Genomic DNA, 19,842 nt, shown 5'->3' on the forward strand with positions numbered 1-19,842 from the left:
GCCCCCTCGCAGCCACCCATGGGGTGGCTCTACTGGAGAAATTCCACGCCATGCGTGGATGGCGGAGCCTGCCCCCTCGCAGCCACCCATGGGGTGGCTCTACTGGAGAAATTCCACGCCATGCGGGGATACGTCCATCGGTGCCAACCAAGGTTGGCACCTGCCAAGGGGCGGTCGCTGCAGAATCCGGGGCGTTACGCCCCGGATTCGTCCGGCTTGACCCGGAACCACGCCGCGTACAGCGCCGGCAGGAACACCAGGGTCAGCACCGTACCCACGATCAGGCCACCCATGATCGAAATCGCCATCGATCCATAGAACGCACTGCGCGACAGCGGAATCATCGCCAGTACCGCCGCCAGCGCGGTCAGCACGATCGGGCGGAAGCGGCGTACGGTCGCATCGATGATCGAATGCCAGCGGTCATGCCCGGCGTCGATGTCCTGCTGGATCTGGTCGATCAGGATCACCGAGTTGCGCATGATCATGCCCGCCAGCGCGATCGTGCCCAGCAAGGCCACGAAGCCGAACGGCGCGCGGAACAGCAGCAGGAACAGGGTCGCGCCGATGATGCCCAGCGGGGCGGTCACCAGCACCATCGCCGCCCGCGAGAAACTGCGCAGCTGCAGCATCAGCAAGGTCGCCACCACTACCAGGAACAGCGGCATGCCGGCCTTGATCGAGTTCTGGCCGCGCGCCGAATCCTCCACGGTGCCGCCGGTTTCCAGCAGGTAGCCGCTCGGCAGTTCGGCACGGATGCCATCCAGCGTCGGCAGGATCTGGTGCACCACGTCCAGCGGCTGCATGCCATCGCTGATGTCGGCACGCACGGTCACCGTCGGCAGGCGGTTGCGGTGCCAGATGATGCCGTCCTCGAAGCCGTACTCCATCGTGGCCACCTGCGACAGCGTGATGCTGCCACCGTTGGCGGTCGGCATCGACAGGCTGGACAGCAGCTCCAGCTGGTTGCGCTCGTCGGCCGGGCCACGCAGCAGCATCTCGATCTGGCGGTTGCCTTCGCGGTACACGCTCACCGACTGGCCGGCCAGCGAACTGGACAGGAACTGGCTGACCTGGGCACTGCTCACGCCCAGCGCGCGGGCGCGCTCCTGGTCGATCACCAGCCGCACGACCTTGCTCGGCTCGCTCCAGTCCAGGTTGACGTTCATCACGTGCGGATTCCCGCGTACCTTGGCCTCGACCTGGCGTGCGATCGCCTGCACCTTCTCGATGTGTTCGCCGGAAATGCGCATCTGCACCGGGTAACCGACCGGCGGGCCGTTCTCCAGGCGGGTCACGCGCATCTGCACATCCGGGAACTTCGGGATCACCTCGTGCAGCAGCCAGTCACGGGTGCTTTCGCGCGACTTGATGTCCTTGGCCAGTACCACGAACTGGGCGAAATTGGTCGCGGGCAGCTGCTGGTCGAGGGGCAGGTAGAAGCGCGGCGAACCGGTGCCGACGTAGGACACGTAGTTGGCGATGCCGTCGCGGCTGGACAGCAGCTTCTCCAGCTTCTCGGCCTGGGCCTGGGTCGAGCGCAGCGATGCGCCTTCGGCCAGTTCGATGTCCACCATCAGCTCCGGCCGGGTCGAATCCGGGAAGAACTGCTGCGGCACGAAGCGGAACATCATCAGCGAGAACACGAACAGGCCGATGGTCGCGGCGATCACCCACCAGCGGTGGCGCAGGCAGGTATCCAGGAAGCGACGGAAGCTGCGGTAGAACGGACGCTGGTACGGATCATGGTCGTGCCCGTGCTGCGGCGGCGCGATCAGGTTGGCCAGCGCCGGATAGCGGTCGGCCCACTGCTGGCGCCTGGCCAGCCAGCGCGCAGACAGGCTGCCCGGCTTCGGCGGCTGCGGATTGAACAGGTCCGGCAGCATCTTGTCGCCCAGGTACGGGATGAACAGCACGGCGGCAATCCATGACACCACCAGCGCAATCGTCACCACCTGGAACAGCGAACGGGTGTACTCGCCGGTGCTCGACGCGGCCGTGGCGATCGGCAGGAAGCCGGCGGCGGTGATCAGGGTACCGGTCAGCATCGGGAACGCGGTCGATTCCCAGGCGAAACTGGCCGCGCGCAGGCGGTCGTAGCCCTGCTCCATCTTGGTGGCCATCATCTCCACCGCGATGATCGCATCGTCCACCAGCAGGCCCAGTGCCAGTACCAGCGCGCCCAGCGAGATCTTGTGCAGGCCGATGTCGAAGTAGTGCATGACGAAGAAGGTCATCGCCAGCACCAGGGGAATGGTCACGCCGACCACCAGGCCGGTGCGCAGGCCCAGCGAGAAGAAACTGACCAGCAGCACGATCACCACCGCCTCGGTCAGCACCTGCACGAACTCGCCAACCGACTCTTCCACCGACTGCGGCTGGTCGGACACCTTGCGCAGCTGCATGCCGGCTGGCAGGGTCTTCTGCAGGCGCTCGAACTCGGCATCAAGGTTGGCGCCGAGCTTGAGGATGTCACCGCCATCCTTCATCGCCACCGCCAGGCCGATCGCCTCCTCGCCCATGAAGCGCATCTTCGGCGATGCCGGGTCGGCGAAGCCGCGCTTGACCTCGGCGATGTCGCCCAGGTGCACCGTGCGGTCACCGGCCCGGATCGGAAACTGGCGGATCGCTTCGATGTCGTTGAACTGGCCGGTCACGCGCAGCTGCACGCGATCGGTGGCGGTCTCGAAGAAGCTGGTGCCGGTGACCGCGTTCTGGTCGGCCAGTGCCTGCTGTACCTGCTGCATCGACACGCCCAGCGTGGCCAGGCGGGTGTTGGACAGCTCGATCCACACCTTCTCGTCCTGCAGGCCGACCAGGTCGATCTTGCCGACGTCGGGTACGCGCTGCAGTTCCAGCTGGATGCGGTCGGCGTAATCGCGCATCACCGCATAGTCGAAGCCCTTGCCGGTCAGCGCATAGATGTTGCCGTAGGTATCGCCGAATTCATCGTTGAAGAACGGGCCGACGATCTCGCGCGGCAGCGTCGGGCGGATGTCGCCCACGCGCTTGCGCACCTGGTACCAGAGGTCGGGAATCTGCTTGGAGCGCAGGCTGTCGCGCGCCATGAAGATGACCTGCGATTCGCCCGGGCGCGAGTACGATCGGATGAACTCGTACTCACCGGTGTTCATCAGCGCCTTCTCGATCGGCTCGGTCACCTGCCGCGAGACCTGCTCGGCGGTGGCGCCCGGCCACAGCGTGCGCACCACCATCGCCTTGAAGGTGAACGGGGGGTCTTCGGACTGGCCCAGGTGCTTGTACGACCATGCGCCGATCAGGGCGAAGGCGAGCATCGCGAACAGCACCAGTGGACGATTGGCCAGCGCCCACTCGGAAAGATTGAAGCGGCGCACCGGCTTACTCCTTGGCCTTGGCGGCGGCGGCCGGCGCGGCCGGCTTCAGCACCGGGCGGTTCTGCCGGTCCACGGCGACCACCGGCTGCCCGGCCCGCAGCAGATGGCCGCCGGCGGCGACCACCCAGTCACCTGCGGCCACGCCGGACAACACCGGCACCGTCTCGCTGCCGTAGGCACCGGTGGTGACGGTCGCGGCCTTCAGCGTGCTGTTGGCCGGGTCCACCACCCAGACGCTGGCGGCCCCGTTGGCGCCACGCTGCAGCGCGCCCAGCGGCAGCTGCAGGGTGCCGTGGCGGCCTGCAGTGCTGTAGACGCGGGCGCTCTGGCCCAGCTCGACATCGGCCAGCGCATCGGCCGGCAGGCTGACCCGGGTCGCATAGGTACGTGCCTGCGGATCAGCGGCGGCGGCGATCTCGCGGATCGTGCCCGGCAGGCGCTGGCCCGGACGGTTCCACAGCTCCACTTCGACCGGCTGGCCGACCGCGTAGTCGCGGATGGTCGCCTCGGGCAGGTCGATCAGCACTTCGCGGCCCCCATCGGCGGCCAGGTTGAAGATGGTCTGGCCAGCGGAGACCACCTGGCCGGCTTCGGCCTCGCGGCTGGCGATCACGCCATCGGCCGGCGCGCGCAGCTGCGCGTAGTCGGCCTGGTTGCGCAGCACATCGAGGTTGGCGCGGGCGGCATTGGCCTGGCCCTGCGCGGCCTTGAAGGCGGCGGACTGCTGGTCCAGCTGCGAGCGGCTGACCAGCTGCTGGTCGGCCAGTACCTGGTAGCGCTTGAGGTCATCGCGTGCGCGCACCAGATCGGCTTCCGCCGCCGCCAGCTGTGCCTGCGAGGCACGCGCCTGCAGCGCGAAATCGGCCACGTCCAGCTCGGCCAGCACGTCGCCCTTCTTCACCCGCTGGCCGGCATCGACGTGGCGCTTGACCAGGTTGCCGCCCACGCGGAACGAAAGCGGGCTTTCCTGGCGGGCACGCACCGTGCCCGGGAATGCCGCAGGCGACTGCCCGGCCTGCTCGCCCGGGTGAACCACCAGTACCGGCACGGCCGCCTGCGGCGCCTGTTCCTGTCCCGAACAGGCTGCCAGCGCAGCCACCCACACCATACCGCCCATCCAGCGCACGATCTTCATCGGTCAACGTCCTGAAAACGCAGGGTTGCAACAAGGGGGGAGCCGCGACTGCCGGCCCAATTTAATAAACCGGCCGGTATAGTATAAATATCGAACCGCTTGGTCTAGTATTGTCGTGATGAGTTCTCCCACTTCCCGCAAGCCGTCGGCCAAGCCCGCTGCCAAGGCCGCCGGACCCGGGCGTCCCAAGGACCTCGGCAAGCGCGCGGCGATCCTTGAAGCAGCCAAGGCACTGTTCATCGAACAGGGCTATACCGGCGTGAGCATGGACAGCATCGCCGCTCAGGCCGGCGTCTCGAAGCTGACCGTGTACAGCCATTTCGGCGACAAGGAGACCCTGTTCTCCGAAGCCGTGCAGTCCAAATGCATCGAGATGCTGCCTGACGCGCTGTTCGTGGCCGACGCCAACGGGCCGCTGCGCGACCAGCTGATCGGTATCGGCCTGGCCTTCTTCGAGCTGATCACCTCCGATGCGGCGATCTCGATCCAGCGCATGATGATGGCGCCGGAAACCGACGAACGCCTGCGCGAGCTGTTCTGGCAGGCCGGCCCGGAGCGTACCTGCGAGGCCCTGGCCGACTTCCTGCGTGCACGCGGGGAGCGCGGCGAGCTGGAGATCCCCGACTATTACCTGGCCGGCCAGCAGTTCCTGACCCTGGTCAAGGGCGAAGTGCACATGCATATGATGTGCGGCATGCCACTGTCACCGGTGGAGTGCGACCCTCTTGCCCATGTGACCGCCAGCATCGACTTCTTCCTGCGCGCCTATGCGCCGCGAGGGGCCGGAACCGGCTGAAACGGCAAACCTGAATGAACCGGAGGTCGCGATGACTTCCGGCACTGCGACCCCGGCCCCCCGGCAGCTGATGCTCTGGGCGCGCCGCCGGCCTCCGGCACCGGTAAAATGGCCGGCCCACTGCGCTGGATTTGAACCTCATGACGATTGATTACGCCCACGCCCGCGAACTGATGGTGGAACAGCAGATCCGTCCCTGGGACGTGCTGGACATCAAGGTGCTCGACGTCCTGGCCCGCCTGCCGCGCGAGGCCTTTGTCGCCGATGCACACCGGGCACTGGCCTACGCCGATGTCGAACTGCCGATCGGCCACGGCCAGAAGATGATGAAGCCGGTCATCGAGGGCCGTACCCTGCAGGCGCTGGATCTGCAGCCGGGTGACGAAGTGCTGGAAATCGGCATCGGCAGCGGCTTCCTGTCGGCCTGCATCGGCGCGCTCGCGCGCGACGTGCTGAGCCTGGAGATCGACCCGGAACTGGCCGCCGCCGCGCGTGCCCGCCTGGACGCCTCCGGCCTGGGCACCAATGTCCGCGTGGAAGTGGCCGACGCCCTGTCCTGGCAGACCGAACGCCGCTTTGACGTGATCTGTGTCACTGGTGCGGTCGACGTGGTGCCGTCACAGTTCGCTTCGTGGCTGCGTCCGGGTGGCCGCCTGTTCGTGATCCACGGCCGCTCGCCGGCGATGGAGGCCCTGCTGGTCAAGGCCGACGGCAGCACCGAGTCCCTGTTCGAGACCGATATCGATTACCTGCGCGGTGCCGCCCCGGCACCCCAGTTCCACCTCTGAGTCCAAGGAAGCCGCAATGATCCGCCGATCCCTCGCTGTTGCGCTGGCCACTGCCCTGCTGCCGTTGTCCGCCCATGCCGCCGACCTGCTGCAGGTCTACGAAATGGCGCGCAACGGCGATCCGCAGCTGTCCGCCGCCGAATCGACCCGGCTGGTCGACAAGGAAGGCGCCGTGCAGGCGCGCGCTGCCCTGCTGCCGCAGATCAACGGCGTCGCCCAGTTGAACCGTACGCGCAGCGAGCCGAACGCCGATGCCAATTCCGGCTCGTTCACCAACAAGCGCCGCAGCTACACGGTCGACGGCAGCCAGACGCTGTTCAACTGGACCCAGATCAACAACCTGCGTTCGCAGCGTGAGCTGAGCAAGGCGGCGGATTTCACCCTCGATTCGGCCAACGACAGCCTGATCGTGCGCACCTCGGCGGCCTACTTCAACGTGCTGGTGGCGATCGAATCGCTGAACGCCGCACAGACCAATGAAGCGGCCGCGAAGAAGCAGTTCGACTTCGCCGACAAGCGCCTGGAAGTGGGCCTGGCGCCGATCACCGACGTGCACGAAGCACGCGCCCAGTACGACCAGGCGCGCGCCAACACCATCGTTGCGCAGAACACCCTGGCCGACAATTACCAGGCCCTGACCGAGTTGACCGGCCAGCCGGTGGTCAACCTGCGTGGCCTGCCGGCGGACTTCCGCCCGGAAGTGCCGGCCAACCGCGGCAACATCGACGAACTGGTGCACCAGGCCACCACCCAGAACCCGGCGCTGAAGGCGCAGGAACTGAAGGTCAGCGCCGCCGAAGCCGGCGTGCAGGCCGCACGTGGTGGCCACTACCCGACCCTGTCGCTGGGCGGCAGCTGGGGCAAGACCGCAACCTGGGGTGACAGCACCGGTTCCGGCTCGCTGTCGCCGGATGCACGCACCAACAGCATCGGCCTGACCCTGAACGTGCCGATCTTCGCCGGTGGCGCTACCCAGTCCGGCGTGCGCCAGGCCCTGGCCCAGCGTGACATCGCCCAGGATGGTTACGAGCAGCAGAAGCGCGCCCTGGACCGCAACACCCGCAATGCCTACCAGACCCTGGTACAGGGCATCAGCGAAGTGGAAGCCCGCCGCCTGGCGGTGGTCTCGGCACAGAGCGCGTACGACGCTTCGCAGGTCGGCCTGGAAGTCGGTACCCGTACCGTGCTGGACGTGATCCAGAACCAGCGCATCCTGTTCTCGGCGCAGCTGGACTACGCCCAGGCACGCTACACCTTCCTGCAGAACCGCCTGCTGCTGAGCCAGTCGCTGGGTGCGCTGGACGTGGCCGAGCTGCAGGACGTCAACCGCCTGCTGACCCAGGACGCGGGCAACCCGGCAACGACCACGCACTAAGGCGTCGCCCTGTCGGCCCCAGACAAAAGCCACCCGCGAGGGTGGCTTTTTTCATGGCCCGGGCAGCCTCAGGACCGGTACCGGTCGCGCCGCTTCAGGCGCACGGTGGCGGCAGGTGCGGTGCCACCAGTGCCAGCGTCCGCTGCAGGGCGCCGCGACCGTTGTTGATCAGCGTGCAGCCGGCCCGCGCCATGTCCTCGCGTGCCTGCGGGTCATCCAGCAGGTGCTGCAGCAGATCGCCGACCGCCTGTACGTCTTCACCGATCAGCAGTGCACCGGCCTCGCGCATGCGCCGCGAGATCTCGGAGAAATTGTGCAGGTGCGGACCGGTCACCGCGGCGGTGCCCATCGCGGCCGGTTCCAGCAGGTTGTGGCCACCGATCGGCTGCAGGCTGCCACCGACGAACGCCACCTGCGCACAGGCATAGAACGGCATCAGCTCGCCGAGGGTATCGATCACGAACACATCGGTGCCGGCTTCCGGCCACTGCTTCGCGCGCCGGGTGGCCACGTTCCAGCCCTGCTCGCGTGCCAGCGCTTCCACCTTCGGAAAGCGTTCCGGATGGCGTGGCGCCCACAGCAGCAACAGCTCGGGGTGCTGATGGCGCAGGCGCCGGTGCAGGTCGATGACCGCCTGCTCTTCACCGTCATGGGTACTGGCGGCAATCCACACCGGCCGGCCGGCCGGCACGCGCGCATGGAACTGCTCGACAAAGCCCTGCACGTCCGGCGTGGTGATGTCGAACTTCAGGTTGCCCAGCGCCTGTACCTGCTCCGGTGCCGCGCCCAGCTGCACGAAGCGGTCGGCATCGTCCTGCGACTGCGCCGCCACGCAGGTGACGGTGCGCAGTGCACGCCGGATCAGCGCCGCCAGCAAGCGGTAGCCACGCAGCGACCGTGCCGACAGGCGCGCATTGAGGATGTAGACCGGAATGCCACGGTCACGGCAGCCGAACAGCATGTTCGGCCACAGTTCGGTTTCCAGGATCAGCGCCAGGCTGGGCTGGAAGTGGCCGAGGAAGCGGTTGACGCTACCCGGCACGTCGTACGGCAGGTAGACGTGGTCCAGCGCATCGCCCCACAGTGCGCGCACGCGCTCCGACCCGGTCGGGGTGATGGTGGTGATGACCCAGCGGATGTCCGGGCGCTGCTTGCGCAGGGCGTTCACCAGCGGCGCTGCGGCGTTGACCTCGCCCACCGAAACCGCGTGCAGCCAGACCCGCGGCTGCCCGGTCGGCTGCGGATAGGAGGCATAGCGCTCGTCCCAGCGCCGGAAGTATTCACGGACCCGGAAACCGCGCCAGACCAGGTGGTACACGGTGATCGGCAGCAGGATGTAGAGCACGACCGAATACAGGCCGCGCAGGATCCATTCGACAGGGTCTTTACGCATGCGGCAAGGATACGGGAGCCCCCCGGGAAAGACACGCGGCGGCCTTGGTAGAATGGCCCAATGTCCGATGCCACCACCGCCGTCCGCCCGTCGCTGCGCGATCCCCGCAACTGGCCGATGTTCGCCGCCATGTTCGGCGCCTTCGCCATCGCCCGCCTGCCGTGGATGCTGCAGCGCGCGCTGGGCCGGGGCGTCGGCTGGATCACCTGGCGCCTGCTCGGCAGCCGTCGCCGCGCTGCGGAGGTCAACCTCCAGCTGTGCTTCCCGGAAAAGGACGACGCCTGGCGCCAGCGTCTGGTGCGCGACAGCTTCGATGCGCTGGGCGTGGGCGTGTTCGAGTGCATCCGTGCCTGGTGGGGCAGCATCGACCGCATCCGTCCGCAGGTGCAGATCGAAGGCCTGGAACACCTGCGCCGGATGCAGGCCGAGGGCCGGGGCGTCCTGCTGGTGTCCGGCCATTTCATGACCCTGGAGATGTGTGGCCGCCTGTTGTGCGACTACGTCGACCTGTCAGGCATGTACCGCAAGCACAAGAACCCGGTGTACGAGTGGGCGGTGAAGTTCGGCCGCCTGCGCTACGCCAAGGCGATGTTCGCCAACGAGGACATCCGCGCCACCGTGCGCCACCTGAAGAAGGGCGGCTTCCTCTGGTATGCACCGGACCAGGACATGCGCGGCAAGGACACCGTGTTCGTGCCGTTCTTCGGCCACACCGCCTCCACCATCACCGCCACCCATCAGCTGGCGCGGATGACCGGTTGCGCGGTGATCCCGTATTTCCATCGCCGCGAGGGCGGGAAGTACGTGCTGAAGATCGGCGCGCCGCTGGAGAATTTCCCCAGCGAGGATGTGGAAGCCGACACCACGCGGGTCAACCAGGCCATTGAAGAGATGGTGCGCGAGGCGCCGGACCAGTACCTGTGGATCCACCGCCGCTTCAAGCGCCAGCCGGGTGGCCGGAGCGATTTCTACTCGTAGCCGGATGTAACAGAGGCAGCTGCGTGCCTATGGTAGTCGCCAACCTTGGTGGGCGCCGATGACCCAACGCCCCTAGCGGCAGCCAACCAAGGTTGGCAGCTACCGGGGTGTCGCTCACCTGCGCGCCGTCGTAGTCGCCAACCTTGGTTGGCGCCGATCACCCGATCGGCAGAGAATCTTCGGCGTCGCGCGCCAGCAGGCTGCCGGCGAACAGTGCGGCCAGCATCACGGTCAGGCCTCCCCAGAACGCCGAGTAGAACGCCAGGTGGGTGTTGAGCGGGAAGACGGTGACCGCCAGCGCCAGCATCGCCGGGCGTGCGCGTTCACGCGCGATCGCCGGTGCATAACGCCAGGCCCGCCAGGCCTGGGCCACCGCTGCCAGCCACAGCAGCAGGCCGAGCACGCCAGTCTCGGCCAGGATTTCCAGCACGATCTGATGGGCGTGCAATGCCGGGGCGTTGCCCCACACCGCCGGGCCTTCCTCGGCCACGCACGCCGGATAGGCATCGCGGAAGCCGCGTGCGCCCACGCCGTTGATCGGGTGTTCTTCAATCATGCAGGCGGCGGCTTCCCAGATCCGCGCCCGCCCGGACAGTGCCTGGTCGACACCACGCTCGCCACCGTCCCAGGCCATCGCTGTACGCGTGAAGCGCTCGCGCAGCTGCGGCACGCCGGCGGTCAACGCGCCGGCACCGAGCACGGCCAGCAGCGCCAGCAGCAACAGCCGCTTCCAGCCGAACTGGCGCACGCCGCTGTACACCAGCACCAGCGCGAAGGTGATCCACGAGGCGCGCGAACCGGCCAGCAGCAGCACGCTGCCGAGCACCGCCGCGGCCAGCAACCAGCCGGGATTGCCGAACCGGCGCGCCGCCGGCAGCAACAGGAACGGTGACAGGCTGGCCAGCACCTGGCCGAACTTCAGGTTGCACGGCCCCAGCGCACCACTGAGCCGGTCGGCCAGCGCCGCTTCGTCGGCCGGGCACAGCGCATGACCGCTGATCGCCAGCTTCAGGTGTTCCAGCGACCAGAACCACGGGCTGGTTCCAGCCACCGCCTGCACCAGCGCATCCAGCGTCCAGGCGGCGGTGATCAACGCCAGGCCACCGAAGGTCAGGCGTCGCCGTTCCGGCGTGGCCACGGCGATCGCCACCAGCCACATGAACGGCAGGTAGCGCAGGCCTGCGGCGGCCTTGGTCCAGGAGGCCGCCGGATCGATGGCATCGATGGCCGAGAATGCCTGCGGCAGCCAGTAACCCAGGAACAGGATCGAGGTCAGCGCCCAGGCGGCCGTGCTCAGCAGATGCGGACGGCGCTGCAGGCGACGCATGACCATGCGCGCCGCGGCGTACAACGCACCGAGGCCGAGCACGGTTTCGGCGATGCCCGGCAGTGGCCACATCGCCACGTAGGCGAGCACCCACCAGGGCGCCCAGCGCCCGGCGCGGTCGTCGCGTACGACGACGGCGGGGTCAGCCGGCAAGGTCGGCATAGAGGCGGAGGGTGTCACGCTGCATGGCCTGCAGGGTAAACGGGATGCGGGCCGGCAGGGATGGCGGCTGCGCCAGCAGGGCCAGCGCGCGTTCACCGAGCGCGCGCGCGTCACCCAGCGCTACCGCGCCGCTGGGTTGCAGCTGCTGCAGCAGCTCACCGACGCCACCGTGGTTCCAACCCAGCACCGGACGGCCGACCGACAGCGCCTCGACCACGGTGCGGCCGAACGCTTCCGGCTTGTCCGACAGCTGCAGCACCAGGTCGCTGGCCGCATAGGCCTGGGCAATCCGCGCGGTCGGCGTGCTGATCTGCACGGCATCGGCCACACCCAATGCGGCGGCCTGCCGGCGCAGATCGGCCACGTAGGCTTCACGGCCGGGCTCATCGGTGCCAAGCATCCACAGCTGTGCCGGCACGCCGGCGGCGCGCACGTCGGCCAGCAGCTGCAGCGCGTGGGCGTGGCCCTTCAGGCGGGTGCCCCGGCCCGGCAGCAGCAGCAGCGGGCCTTCAACCTGCGCCAGCCACGGGTAATCGCTGGCCAGGGCCAAGCGCGGCCGGCGGTCGGCGCGTCCCACGCGCGGGAACTGGGCGACATCGACGCCCCGCGGAATCACCTGCAGTGCCGCTTCGGGCACGCTCGGGTAATGCCGCTGCACGTAGTCGCGCACGGTATCGGACACGCAGATCACGCGTTCACCGCTGGTCATCACCGCGCTGTAGCGACTGGGTGAATTCAGGCCATGCACGGTGGTCACCCAGTGCGGGCGCTGGGTGACGGGAAGCGCGCGGATCGCATACAGGCCCAGCCAGGCCGGCAGTCGCGAACGGGCATGCACGATGTCGGCGCCGACCTCGGCGAACAGCCGGCGCAGGGTCGGCAGATGGCGCAGGGTCAGCAGCGATTTGCGGCCGATATCAAGGGTGAGATGTTCGGCACCACTGTCGAGCAGCGGTTGTACCAGGCGCCCGCCGGCGGAGACCACCAGCGCACGATGGCCGGCGGCCACCAGCGCCGCTGCGATTTCCAGGGTCGAGCGCTCGACACCGCCGGAGTGCAGCGCCGGCAGCAACTGCACCACGGTCAATCGGCGCATCGACGGGGCGGCCGTTTAGTCGGCCAGCACGAACACGGAACCGCAGTACGGGCACTGCGCTTCGCCGTTGGGTTCGTCCTCGATCGGCAGGTACACGCGCGGATGCGAGTTCCACAGCGCCATCTCCGGGGTCGGGCAGCTCAGCGGCAGGTCGCTGCGGTGCACGGTGTAGCGCTTCTCGGCGTTGGCGGGCGCGGTGGCGGTATGGCTCATGGCGGATGTCGATGAACGGGTTGCGAGGCCTGTGATTCTAGCATCCGGGCCGCCCCGACATTGCGCCGCAACAGGTCTTTGCGCGCCCGGCGCCGATTCACCGCCGCGTTGCAGGGCGCCCCGGGGCCGGCCTGCGGCAGGATTTCTTCAATCGATCCAGCCGGTTGCGGCGAAAACCCGCCGACCGCGATATTTCCCGCATTTGGATCGAACTAAATGGCACTTGTCAGGCCGCGACGGCTGTTGCAGGATCGGGCCAGGTCGCAGCCCGACCCACCCCATCCGACCCGATCGCATGGCCCGCCCCCACCGGACCGGCATCGCCTCCTGCACTGCCACAGCGGCGGGCGGAGCGATGCTGCCCGTGGTGTCCGCCGATGCGGGTTCTGCCCGCCGCCTGCCCTTCCGGGAGACCCTTGCATGACCCTGTCCGATCCACGCCGCGCCCTGCTTCCGCTCGCCCTCGCCCTGGCCTGTGCGACCACCGCGATGCCGGTACTGGCACAGGGGCTGCAGACCTCGTTCGAGCCCGGCGAAGCCGCACCGGCACCGGCCGCGGGCGCGTTGCAGGTCGCGATCGGCAATGGCCCCGCCGCGCCCTACGCGGCCAAGCGCAACGCCGGCTACAGCGGCCTGCATGCACTGCACTACAGCAGCGCCGGCGGCAGCGCGCGGCGCGAGCTGTTCCGCACCGACCTGGCCATCGACGCCGATACCACGCTGTCGTGGCTGGTGCTGCCGGAAATCGTCGGCAAGGACACCGTGGCTTCGACCTATGTATCGCTGGACCTGCGCCTGGACGATGGCCGCCGCGTTTCCGCGCTCACCGCGTACGACCAGCACGGCGTGGCCCTCGGCGCGCGCGCACAGGGCGACTCGAAGACGCTGTACCCGCAGCAGTGGGCACGCAAGGCGGTACGCCTGGGCGGCATCCCCGCACTGAAGGGGCGCCGCGTGGTCGCGATCGAGCTGGAAGTGGCCAGTGCCGAGGGCGCACCGGTGTCCGGCTGGATCGACGACGTGCGCCTGGACGCACAGGCGCGGCAGCAGCCGCAGCGCGCCTCCGACTGGGTGCTGACCACCCGTGGTACCCAGGCCAACGGCACCTTCTCACGCGGCAACAATGTCCCGGCCACGGCCGTGCCGCATGGTTTCAACTTCTGGACCCCGGTGACCGACGCCGGTGCACTGAACTGGCTGTACCGCTGGAACGAACAGAACGATGCGCAGAACCGCCCGCAGCTGCAGGCGCTGGCGCTCAGCCACCAGCCCAGCCCGTGGATGGGCGACCGCCAGACCTTCCAGGTGATGCCTTCGGCCAGCCGCGGCGTGCCCGAAGCCGATCGTCGCAAGCGCGCGCTGTCGTTCGATCGCAGCCACGAGTCGGCGCGACCCTACCGCTACGACGTCCGCTTCGACAACGGTATCGCCGCAGCCATCGCACCGACCGATCATGCCGCGCTGTTCCGCTTTGATTTCCCGGAAGGCGGCGACGCCAACCTGCTGTTCGACAATGTCGATGCGCGTGGCGGCCTGACCCTGGACGCTGCCTCGCAGACGCTGTCCGGCTACACCGATACGCGCAGCGGCCTGTCCAACGGCGCCAGCCGCATGTACGTGGTGGCCAGCTTCGACACGCCGTGGCGCAGCAGTGGTCGCATCGATACCGGCCGCCCGACCGGCTACATCAAGTTCGAAACCGGTGGCGCGCGCCAGGTGACCATGCGTATCGCCACCTCGCTGATCTCGGTGGAACAGGCACGGCACAACCTGGCGCTGGAAATCGCCGCGGCCGATACGCTGGAGAGCGTGGCCGGCCGCGCCCAGGACGCGTGGGACACCCGCCTGGCCCGCTTCGACATCGGCGATGCCAGCGACGACCAGAAGACCACGCTGTATTCCAGCCTGTACCGGCTGTACCTGTACCCGAATTCCGGCCACGAGAACGCCGGCAGCACGGCGGCGCCGGACTGGCGCTATGCCAACCAGGCCAGTGCCAGCGATGACAACACCGACGGCAGCGCCACCCGCAGTTTTGCCGCCGTCCGCGATGGCCAGGTGTTCGTCAACAACGGCTTCTGGGACACCTTCCGCACCACCTGGCCGGCCTACGCGCTGTTCACCCCCGACGATGCCGGGCACCTGGTGCAGGGCTTCATCGAGCAGTACCGCGCCGGTGGCTGGATCGCGCGCTGGTCATCGCCGGGCTACGCCGACCTGATGGTCGGCACCAGCTCCGACGTGGCCTTCGCCGACGCCTGGCTGAAGGGCATCGGCGGCTTCGATCCAGCCGAGGCCTACGCCGCCGCGCTGAAGAATGCCACGGTGGTGCCGCCGGACCGCCATGTCGGCCGCAAGGGCATGGACCGCTCGACCTTCCGTGGCTACGCCAGCGCCGACGTGCATGAAGGCATGTCGTGGACGATGGAAGGGGCGCTCAACGATTTCGGCATCGCCAACATGGCCGACGCCCTGGCCAAGCGCGCGGCCACGCCAGCCGCACGCGAACGCTACAGCACCGAAGCCGACTACTTCCGCCACCGCGCCGCCAGCTACGCCACGATGTTCGACCCGGCCGCCGGCTTCTTCCAGGGCCGCACCGCCGATGGCCGCTGGCGCGTGGACGCCGCGCACTACGACCCGCGCGTGTGGGGCCATGACTACACCGAGTCCAATGGCTGGACCTTCGCCTTCACCGCCGCCCACGATGGCGAAGGACTGGCTGCGCTGTACGGTGGCCGCGACAAGCTGGCGGCGAAGCTGGATGCCTTCTTTGCCACGCCGGAAACCGCCGACCCGGCACTGGCCGGCTCCTACGGCGGCACCATCCACGAGATGACCGAGGCGCGCGACGTGCGCATGGGCATGTACGCGCACAGCAACCAGCCGGCACACCACATCCCGTGGATGTACCTGTATGCCGGGCAGCCGTGGAAGACCCAGCAGCATGTGCGCGAGATCCTGTCGCGGTTGTACGTCGGCAGCGAGATCGGCCAGGGCTATCCCGGCGACGAGGACAACGGCGAGACGTCGGCATGGTATGTGCTGGCCTCGCTGGGCCTGTACCCGCTGCGCATGGGCGCCCCCGAGTACGTGATCGGTTCGCCGGCGTTCCGGCATGCGCGAGTGGAACTGCAGGGCGGCGCGGTGCTGACCGTGAACGCGGCCAACAACTCGCGCGAGAACGTCTACGTGCAGTCGCTGAAGATCAATGGCAAGCCGTGGACCCGGACCTGGGTGCCGCACGAGCTGATCGCCAAGGGCGCCACCCTGGACTTCGTGATGGGCCCGCAGCCGTCGCGCTGGGGCAGCGGCGTGGACGACGTGCCGCGTTCGCTGACCGCGCCCGGCCAGCGCCCGCAGCGGCTGCACGACCTGCTCGGCAGCGCCGCGAAGGCGACCCTGGCCGATGGCCGCGCGCTGCCCGCACTGGTCGATGACGATGCCGCCACCACGGTCGGCCTGGGCGCTGGCGCGACCATCGCGCTGACCGGCCTGGCCGATGGTGCACCGACGATGTACACGCTGACCAGCGGCGACGGCAGCATCCGCGGTGGCGAATGGACGCTGGAGGCGCGCACCGGCAACGGCAGCTGGAACGTGCTTGACCAGCGCAGCGGCGAAGACTTCGAATCCGCCCGCCAGACCCGGCCGTTCCGCATCGCCCGCCCCGGCCGCTACAGCGAATACCGGCTGCGCCTGGCCGCACCGGCCAGGATGCCGCTGGCGGAGATCGAACTGCTGGCCATCAGCGCCGTACAATGAGCCGCATGCGCTACCGCCTCCTGCCCCTGGCCCTTGTTGCCCTGTCCTTCTGCAGCTTCGGCCAGACCCAGGCGTTCGACACCCAGCTGACCCGCGACGGGGTGACACTGAACTACCAGGACGCCCATGGCGCGCTGGCCGCGTCGCAGCGCAAGCGGGTCATCGATACGTTCTACTTCGCCTACCTGCGCGAACGCGCGGACTTCCATCGCGCTGCGCCGTCGATGGTGCGCATCGTGATCGATCCGGCCTACACCGGCATCGCCTTCGTCGGCGACAAGGACCAGGCGGCGACGATCACCATCAATCCCGGCTGGCTGGCACAGCACCCGAACGACATCGACCTGGTCAGCCATGAGGCCATGCACATCGTGCAGGGCTATCCCGGTTACGGCGATGCACGCGTGCCGGGCTGGCTGGTGGAAGGCATCGCCGACTATGCCCGCGACCGCTACGGCATGGACAACGCCGCCGCCGGCTGGGCCCTGCCGGAAAAGGTTGGCAAGGGCCAGAACTTCGACAGCGGTTACCGGGTCACCGGTGCGTTCCTGAAGTGGGCCGAGGCCGCGCATCCCGGCCTGGTGCAGGCGCTGGACAACGCCCTGCGCGATGGCCGCTACACGGTGGCGGTGTGGCAGAAGCACACCGGAAAGGCCTTGCCGGCGTTGTGGGCGGAATACGCCAGGCCGCGCTCGGAGGCCCCGCCGCCGGCCCCGGCACGTCGCGGCAAGCGGCACTGACAACCGTGCACCACACCTTCGCCGGGCATCGCCCGGCGCTACCGCGTCGCAGCCTCAGCGCGACCGCACGAAACCGGCGTACAGCGCGAACAGCTGCTGGAAATACCGCCGGGTCACTCGATTGCGCATGACACTCTCGCCGATGGGAAGATGGTCGGGCCCAGGGTGGGAAGGCCGGTCCGGTCCCCTCCCACGGCCGGGCCGCGTGGGCGTATTGGGCCGCAGCGGCGTTGCAGGCACATGACCGCCCTGCGTAGCGCGTGTGGCACGCACTCGAGGTAGAACCGGGCGCTGGCTGGCTTCCCACGCCTGCCTGAACGTGATTGCGATTGCCGGCCAGCGGCCGGCACTACCGTTTCCGCTCTGCGGAAACAGAAACGCGCCCCGTGGGGCGCGCTTCTGCAGATCGAATCGGCAAGAAGGCCTCAGGCCTTCTTGTCCGCCTCGATCTGCTTCCTGATCTGCGCATCGACCGCGGCAATCGCGGTCATGTTCAGGATCCGGCGCGAGGTCGCGCTGGTGGTCAGGATGTGCACCGGCTTGTTCACGCCCATCAGGATCGGGCCGATCGCCACGCCATCGGTGAACACCCGCACCAGGTTGTAGGCGATGTTGGCCGCTTCCAGGTTCGGCAGCACGAACAGGTTGGCACGGCCCTGCAGGGTGGAGCCCGGCAGCAGCTTCTGGCGCAGTGCCTCATCCCATGCGGTGTCGCCCTGCATTTCGCCGTCCACGTTCAGGCGCGGGTTGCGCTTGAGCAGCAGCTCGCGCACCTGACGCATCTTCAACGCATCCTTGGAATCGTGGCTGCCGAAGTTGGAGTGCGACAGCAGTGCCACGTTCGGCTCGATGCCGAACAGCTTCATGCGGTAGGCCGCCTGCAGGGTCGCTTCGCACAGCTGCTCGGCGGTCGGGTCTTCCTGCACATGAGTATCGACGAAGAAGAACACGCCCTGCTGGTTGATCACGCCGGTCATCGCCGAGGTCGAGGTCACCTTCGGTTCCAGCGGCAGCACGCTGCGCACGTAGCCCAGCTTCTTGTGGAAGCGGCCGACGATGCCGGTCAGCATCGCATCCGCTTCGCCACGGGCCACCATCACCGCGGCGATCAGGGTCGGACGCGAACGCATCAGGTTCTTCGCCGCCGCCACGGTCACGCCACGACGGCCGGTCAGGCCGTGGTAGTACTGCCAGTACTCGTTGAAGCGCGGGTCATCGTTGATGTTGGTCACTTCAACGTTTTCGCCGATCTTCAGGCGCAGGCCGAGGCGCTCGATGCGCGACTCGATCACTTCCGGGCGGCCGATCAGGATCGGGTGCGCCAGGCCGTCATCGACCACGTTCTGCACCGCCTGCAGCACCACTTCCTCTTCGCCTTCGGCATACACCACGCGCTGCTTGTCGCTGCGCGCGCGGTCGTAGACCGGCTTCATCATCAGGCTGGTGCGGTAGACGAACTGGGCCAGCTTGTCGCGGTAGGCGCCCATGTCCTCGATCGGGCGCGAGGCCACGCCCGAGTCCATCGCGGCCTGCGCCACGGCGGCGGACAGCTCCACCAGCAGGCGACGGTCGAACGGACGCGGAATCAGGTATTCACGGCCGAAGCTCGGCGTGTCGCCGCCATAGGCCGAGCCCATGTCGGTAGCGGCACGGCGGGCCAGCGCGGCGATGGCGCGCACGCAGGCGATCTTCATTTCCTCGTTGATCGCGGTCGCACCCACGTCCAGCGCACCGCGGAACAGGTACGGGAAGCACAGCACGTTGTTGACCTGGTTCGGATAGTCCGAACGGCCGGTGCCGATGATCGCGTCCGGGCGCGCGGCACGCGCCAGTTCCGGCATGATTTCCGGGGTCGGGTTGGCCAGCGCGAAGATCACCGGGTCCGGCGCCATGGTCTTGACCATGTCCGCGGTCAGGATGCCCGGCGCCGACAGGCCCAGGAAGATGTCCGCACCATCGACGATCTCGGCCAGCGTGCGCTTGTCGGTGTCGCGCGCATAGCGCTGCTTTTCCGGGTCCAGGTCGGTACGGCCGGTGTGGATCACGCCCTCGCGGTCGAAGGCCAGGATGTTCTCCGGCTTCAGGCCCAGCTGCACCAGCATGTTCACGCAGGAAATGCCGGCCGCGCCCATGCCCGTGGTCGCCAGCTTCACTTCCTCGATCTTCTTGCCGGTGATCGCCATCGCGTTGAGCACGGCTGCACCGACGATGATCGCCGTACCGTGCTGGTCGTCATGGAACACCGGGATCTTCATGCGCTCGCGCAGCTTGCGCTCGACCACGAAGCACTCCGGCGCCTTGATGTCTTCCAGGTTGATGCCGCCGAAGGTCGGCTCCAGCGAGGCGATGATGTCGACCAGCTTGTCCGGGTCGGTCTCATCGACTTCGATGTCGAACACATCGATGCCGGCGAACTTCTGGAACAGCACGCCCTTGCCTTCCATCACCGGCTTGCCGGCCAGTGCCCCGATGTTGCCCAGGCCCAGCACCGCGGTGCCGTTGGAGATCACCGCCACCAGGTTGCCGCGCGCGGTCAGCTCGCTGGCCTGCTGCGGGTCGGCCTTGATCGCTTCACAGGCGTACGCCACGCCCGGCGAATACGCCAGCGACAGGTCGCGCTGGGTCAGCATCGGCTTGGTCGCGGAGACCTTGATTTTGCCCGGGGGGGACATCCGGTGGTAATCGAGGGCGGCCTGTTTGAAATCTTCGTTGGACATC

13 protein-coding genes are annotated in these 19,842 nt (G+C 68.1%); 6 read left to right on the top strand and 7 right to left on the bottom strand.

The genetic code is table 11. From position 1 onward, the window contains the following. Nucleotides 1-194: 194 nt before the first annotated feature. Both Q0P60_RS17825 and Q0P60_RS17830 read right to left on the bottom strand, forming a co-directional pair. Complete coding sequence (locus Q0P60_RS17825) at nucleotides 195-3,356, bottom strand: efflux RND transporter permease subunit (RefSeq protein ID WP_294996695.1); 3,162 nt, start codon at nucleotides 3,354-3,356, stop codon at nucleotides 195-197. 4 nt (nucleotides 3,357-3,360) lie between these two features. Beyond that, the gene (locus Q0P60_RS17830; protein ID WP_294996698.1) at nucleotides 3,361-4,491 is read right to left on the bottom strand and encodes an efflux RND transporter periplasmic adaptor subunit; all 1,131 of its coding nucleotides are present in this window, start codon (nucleotides 4,489-4,491) and stop codon (nucleotides 3,361-3,363) included. 118 nt (nucleotides 4,492-4,609) lie between these two features. Between Q0P60_RS17830 and Q0P60_RS17835 the strand changes: the two genes are divergently transcribed. The 3 genes from Q0P60_RS17835 (at nucleotide 4,610) to Q0P60_RS17845 (ending at nucleotide 7,450) form a co-directional block, all read left to right on the top strand. Next, complete coding sequence (locus Q0P60_RS17835) at nucleotides 4,610-5,287, top strand: TetR/AcrR family transcriptional regulator (protein ID WP_294996701.1); 678 nt, start codon at nucleotides 4,610-4,612, stop codon at nucleotides 5,285-5,287. A gap of 140 nt (nucleotides 5,288-5,427) precedes the next feature. Continuing rightward, nucleotides 5,428-6,075 carry a protein-L-isoaspartate O-methyltransferase gene (locus tag Q0P60_RS17840; RefSeq protein ID WP_294996704.1) on the top strand — a complete coding sequence of 216 codons (648 nt, stop codon included), beginning with the start codon at nucleotides 5,428-5,430 and terminating at the stop codon, nucleotides 6,073-6,075. A 16-nt stretch (nucleotides 6,076-6,091) separates the two neighbouring features. Next, nucleotides 6,092-7,450 carry a TolC family outer membrane protein gene (locus Q0P60_RS17845; RefSeq protein WP_294996707.1) on the top strand — a complete coding sequence of 453 codons (1,359 nt, stop codon included), beginning with the start codon at nucleotides 6,092-6,094 and terminating at the stop codon, nucleotides 7,448-7,450. Nucleotides 7,451-7,544: 94 nt separating this feature from the next. Here the strand turns inward: Q0P60_RS17845 and waaA are convergent, their stop codons facing one another. Further along, nucleotides 7,545-8,843 (bottom strand): lipid IV(A) 3-deoxy-D-manno-octulosonic acid transferase, encoded by a 1,299-nt coding sequence (waaA, locus tag Q0P60_RS17850; protein WP_294996710.1) that lies wholly within the window; start codon nucleotides 8,841-8,843, stop codon nucleotides 7,545-7,547. A gap of 60 nt (nucleotides 8,844-8,903) precedes the next feature. Here waaA and Q0P60_RS17855 point away from each other — a divergent pair, with 60 nt between their 5' ends. Continuing rightward, nucleotides 8,904-9,821 (top strand): LpxL/LpxP family Kdo(2)-lipid IV(A) lauroyl/palmitoleoyl acyltransferase, encoded by a 918-nt coding sequence (locus tag Q0P60_RS17855; RefSeq protein ID WP_294996713.1) that lies wholly within the window; start codon nucleotides 8,904-8,906, stop codon nucleotides 9,819-9,821. A gap of 157 nt (nucleotides 9,822-9,978) precedes the next feature. Here Q0P60_RS17855 and Q0P60_RS17860 read toward each other — a convergent pair whose 3' ends face one another. The 3 genes from Q0P60_RS17860 to Q0P60_RS17870 are packed head-to-tail and all read right to left on the bottom strand — an operon-like array spanning nucleotide 9,979 to nucleotide 12,619. Continuing rightward, entirely contained in the window at nucleotides 9,979-11,310 is a 1,332-nt protein-coding gene (locus Q0P60_RS17860; protein ID WP_294996806.1) for an O-antigen ligase, read from the bottom strand. Beyond that, a complete protein-coding gene (locus Q0P60_RS17865; RefSeq protein WP_294996717.1) occupies nucleotides 11,291-12,406 on the bottom strand; it encodes a glycosyltransferase in 1,116 nt (371 codons plus the stop codon). The genes Q0P60_RS17860 and Q0P60_RS17865 overlap by 20 nt, the downstream gene beginning before the upstream one ends. Nucleotides 12,407-12,421: 15 nt before the next feature. After that, a complete protein-coding gene (locus tag Q0P60_RS17870) occupies nucleotides 12,422-12,619 on the bottom strand; it encodes a zinc-finger domain-containing protein (protein WP_005410967.1) in 198 nt (65 codons plus the stop codon). Nucleotides 12,620-13,039: 420 nt separating this feature from the next. Between Q0P60_RS17870 and Q0P60_RS17875 the strand changes: the two genes are divergently transcribed. Further along, nucleotides 13,040-16,384, top strand: coding sequence for a GH92 family glycosyl hydrolase (locus Q0P60_RS17875; protein ID WP_294996722.1), 3,345 nt, complete (start codon nucleotides 13,040-13,042; stop codon nucleotides 16,382-16,384). Further along, a complete protein-coding gene (locus tag Q0P60_RS17880) occupies nucleotides 16,381-17,124 on the top strand; it encodes a basic secretory protein-like protein (protein ID WP_294996724.1) in 744 nt (247 codons plus the stop codon). The genes Q0P60_RS17875 and Q0P60_RS17880 overlap by 4 nt, the downstream gene beginning before the upstream one ends. 425 nt (nucleotides 17,125-17,549) lie before the next feature. Here the strand turns inward: Q0P60_RS17880 and Q0P60_RS17885 are convergent, their stop codons facing one another. After that, nucleotides 17,550-19,841 carry an NADP-dependent malic enzyme gene (locus Q0P60_RS17885; RefSeq protein ID WP_294996726.1) on the bottom strand — a complete coding sequence of 764 codons (2,292 nt, stop codon included), beginning with the start codon at nucleotides 19,839-19,841 and terminating at the stop codon, nucleotides 17,550-17,552. Nucleotide 19,842: the final 1 nt, after the last annotated feature.

The organism is uncultured Stenotrophomonas sp. (assembly GCF_945952405.1).
In the GTDB taxonomy this organism is placed as follows: domain Bacteria; phylum Pseudomonadota; class Gammaproteobacteria; order Xanthomonadales; family Xanthomonadaceae; genus Stenotrophomonas.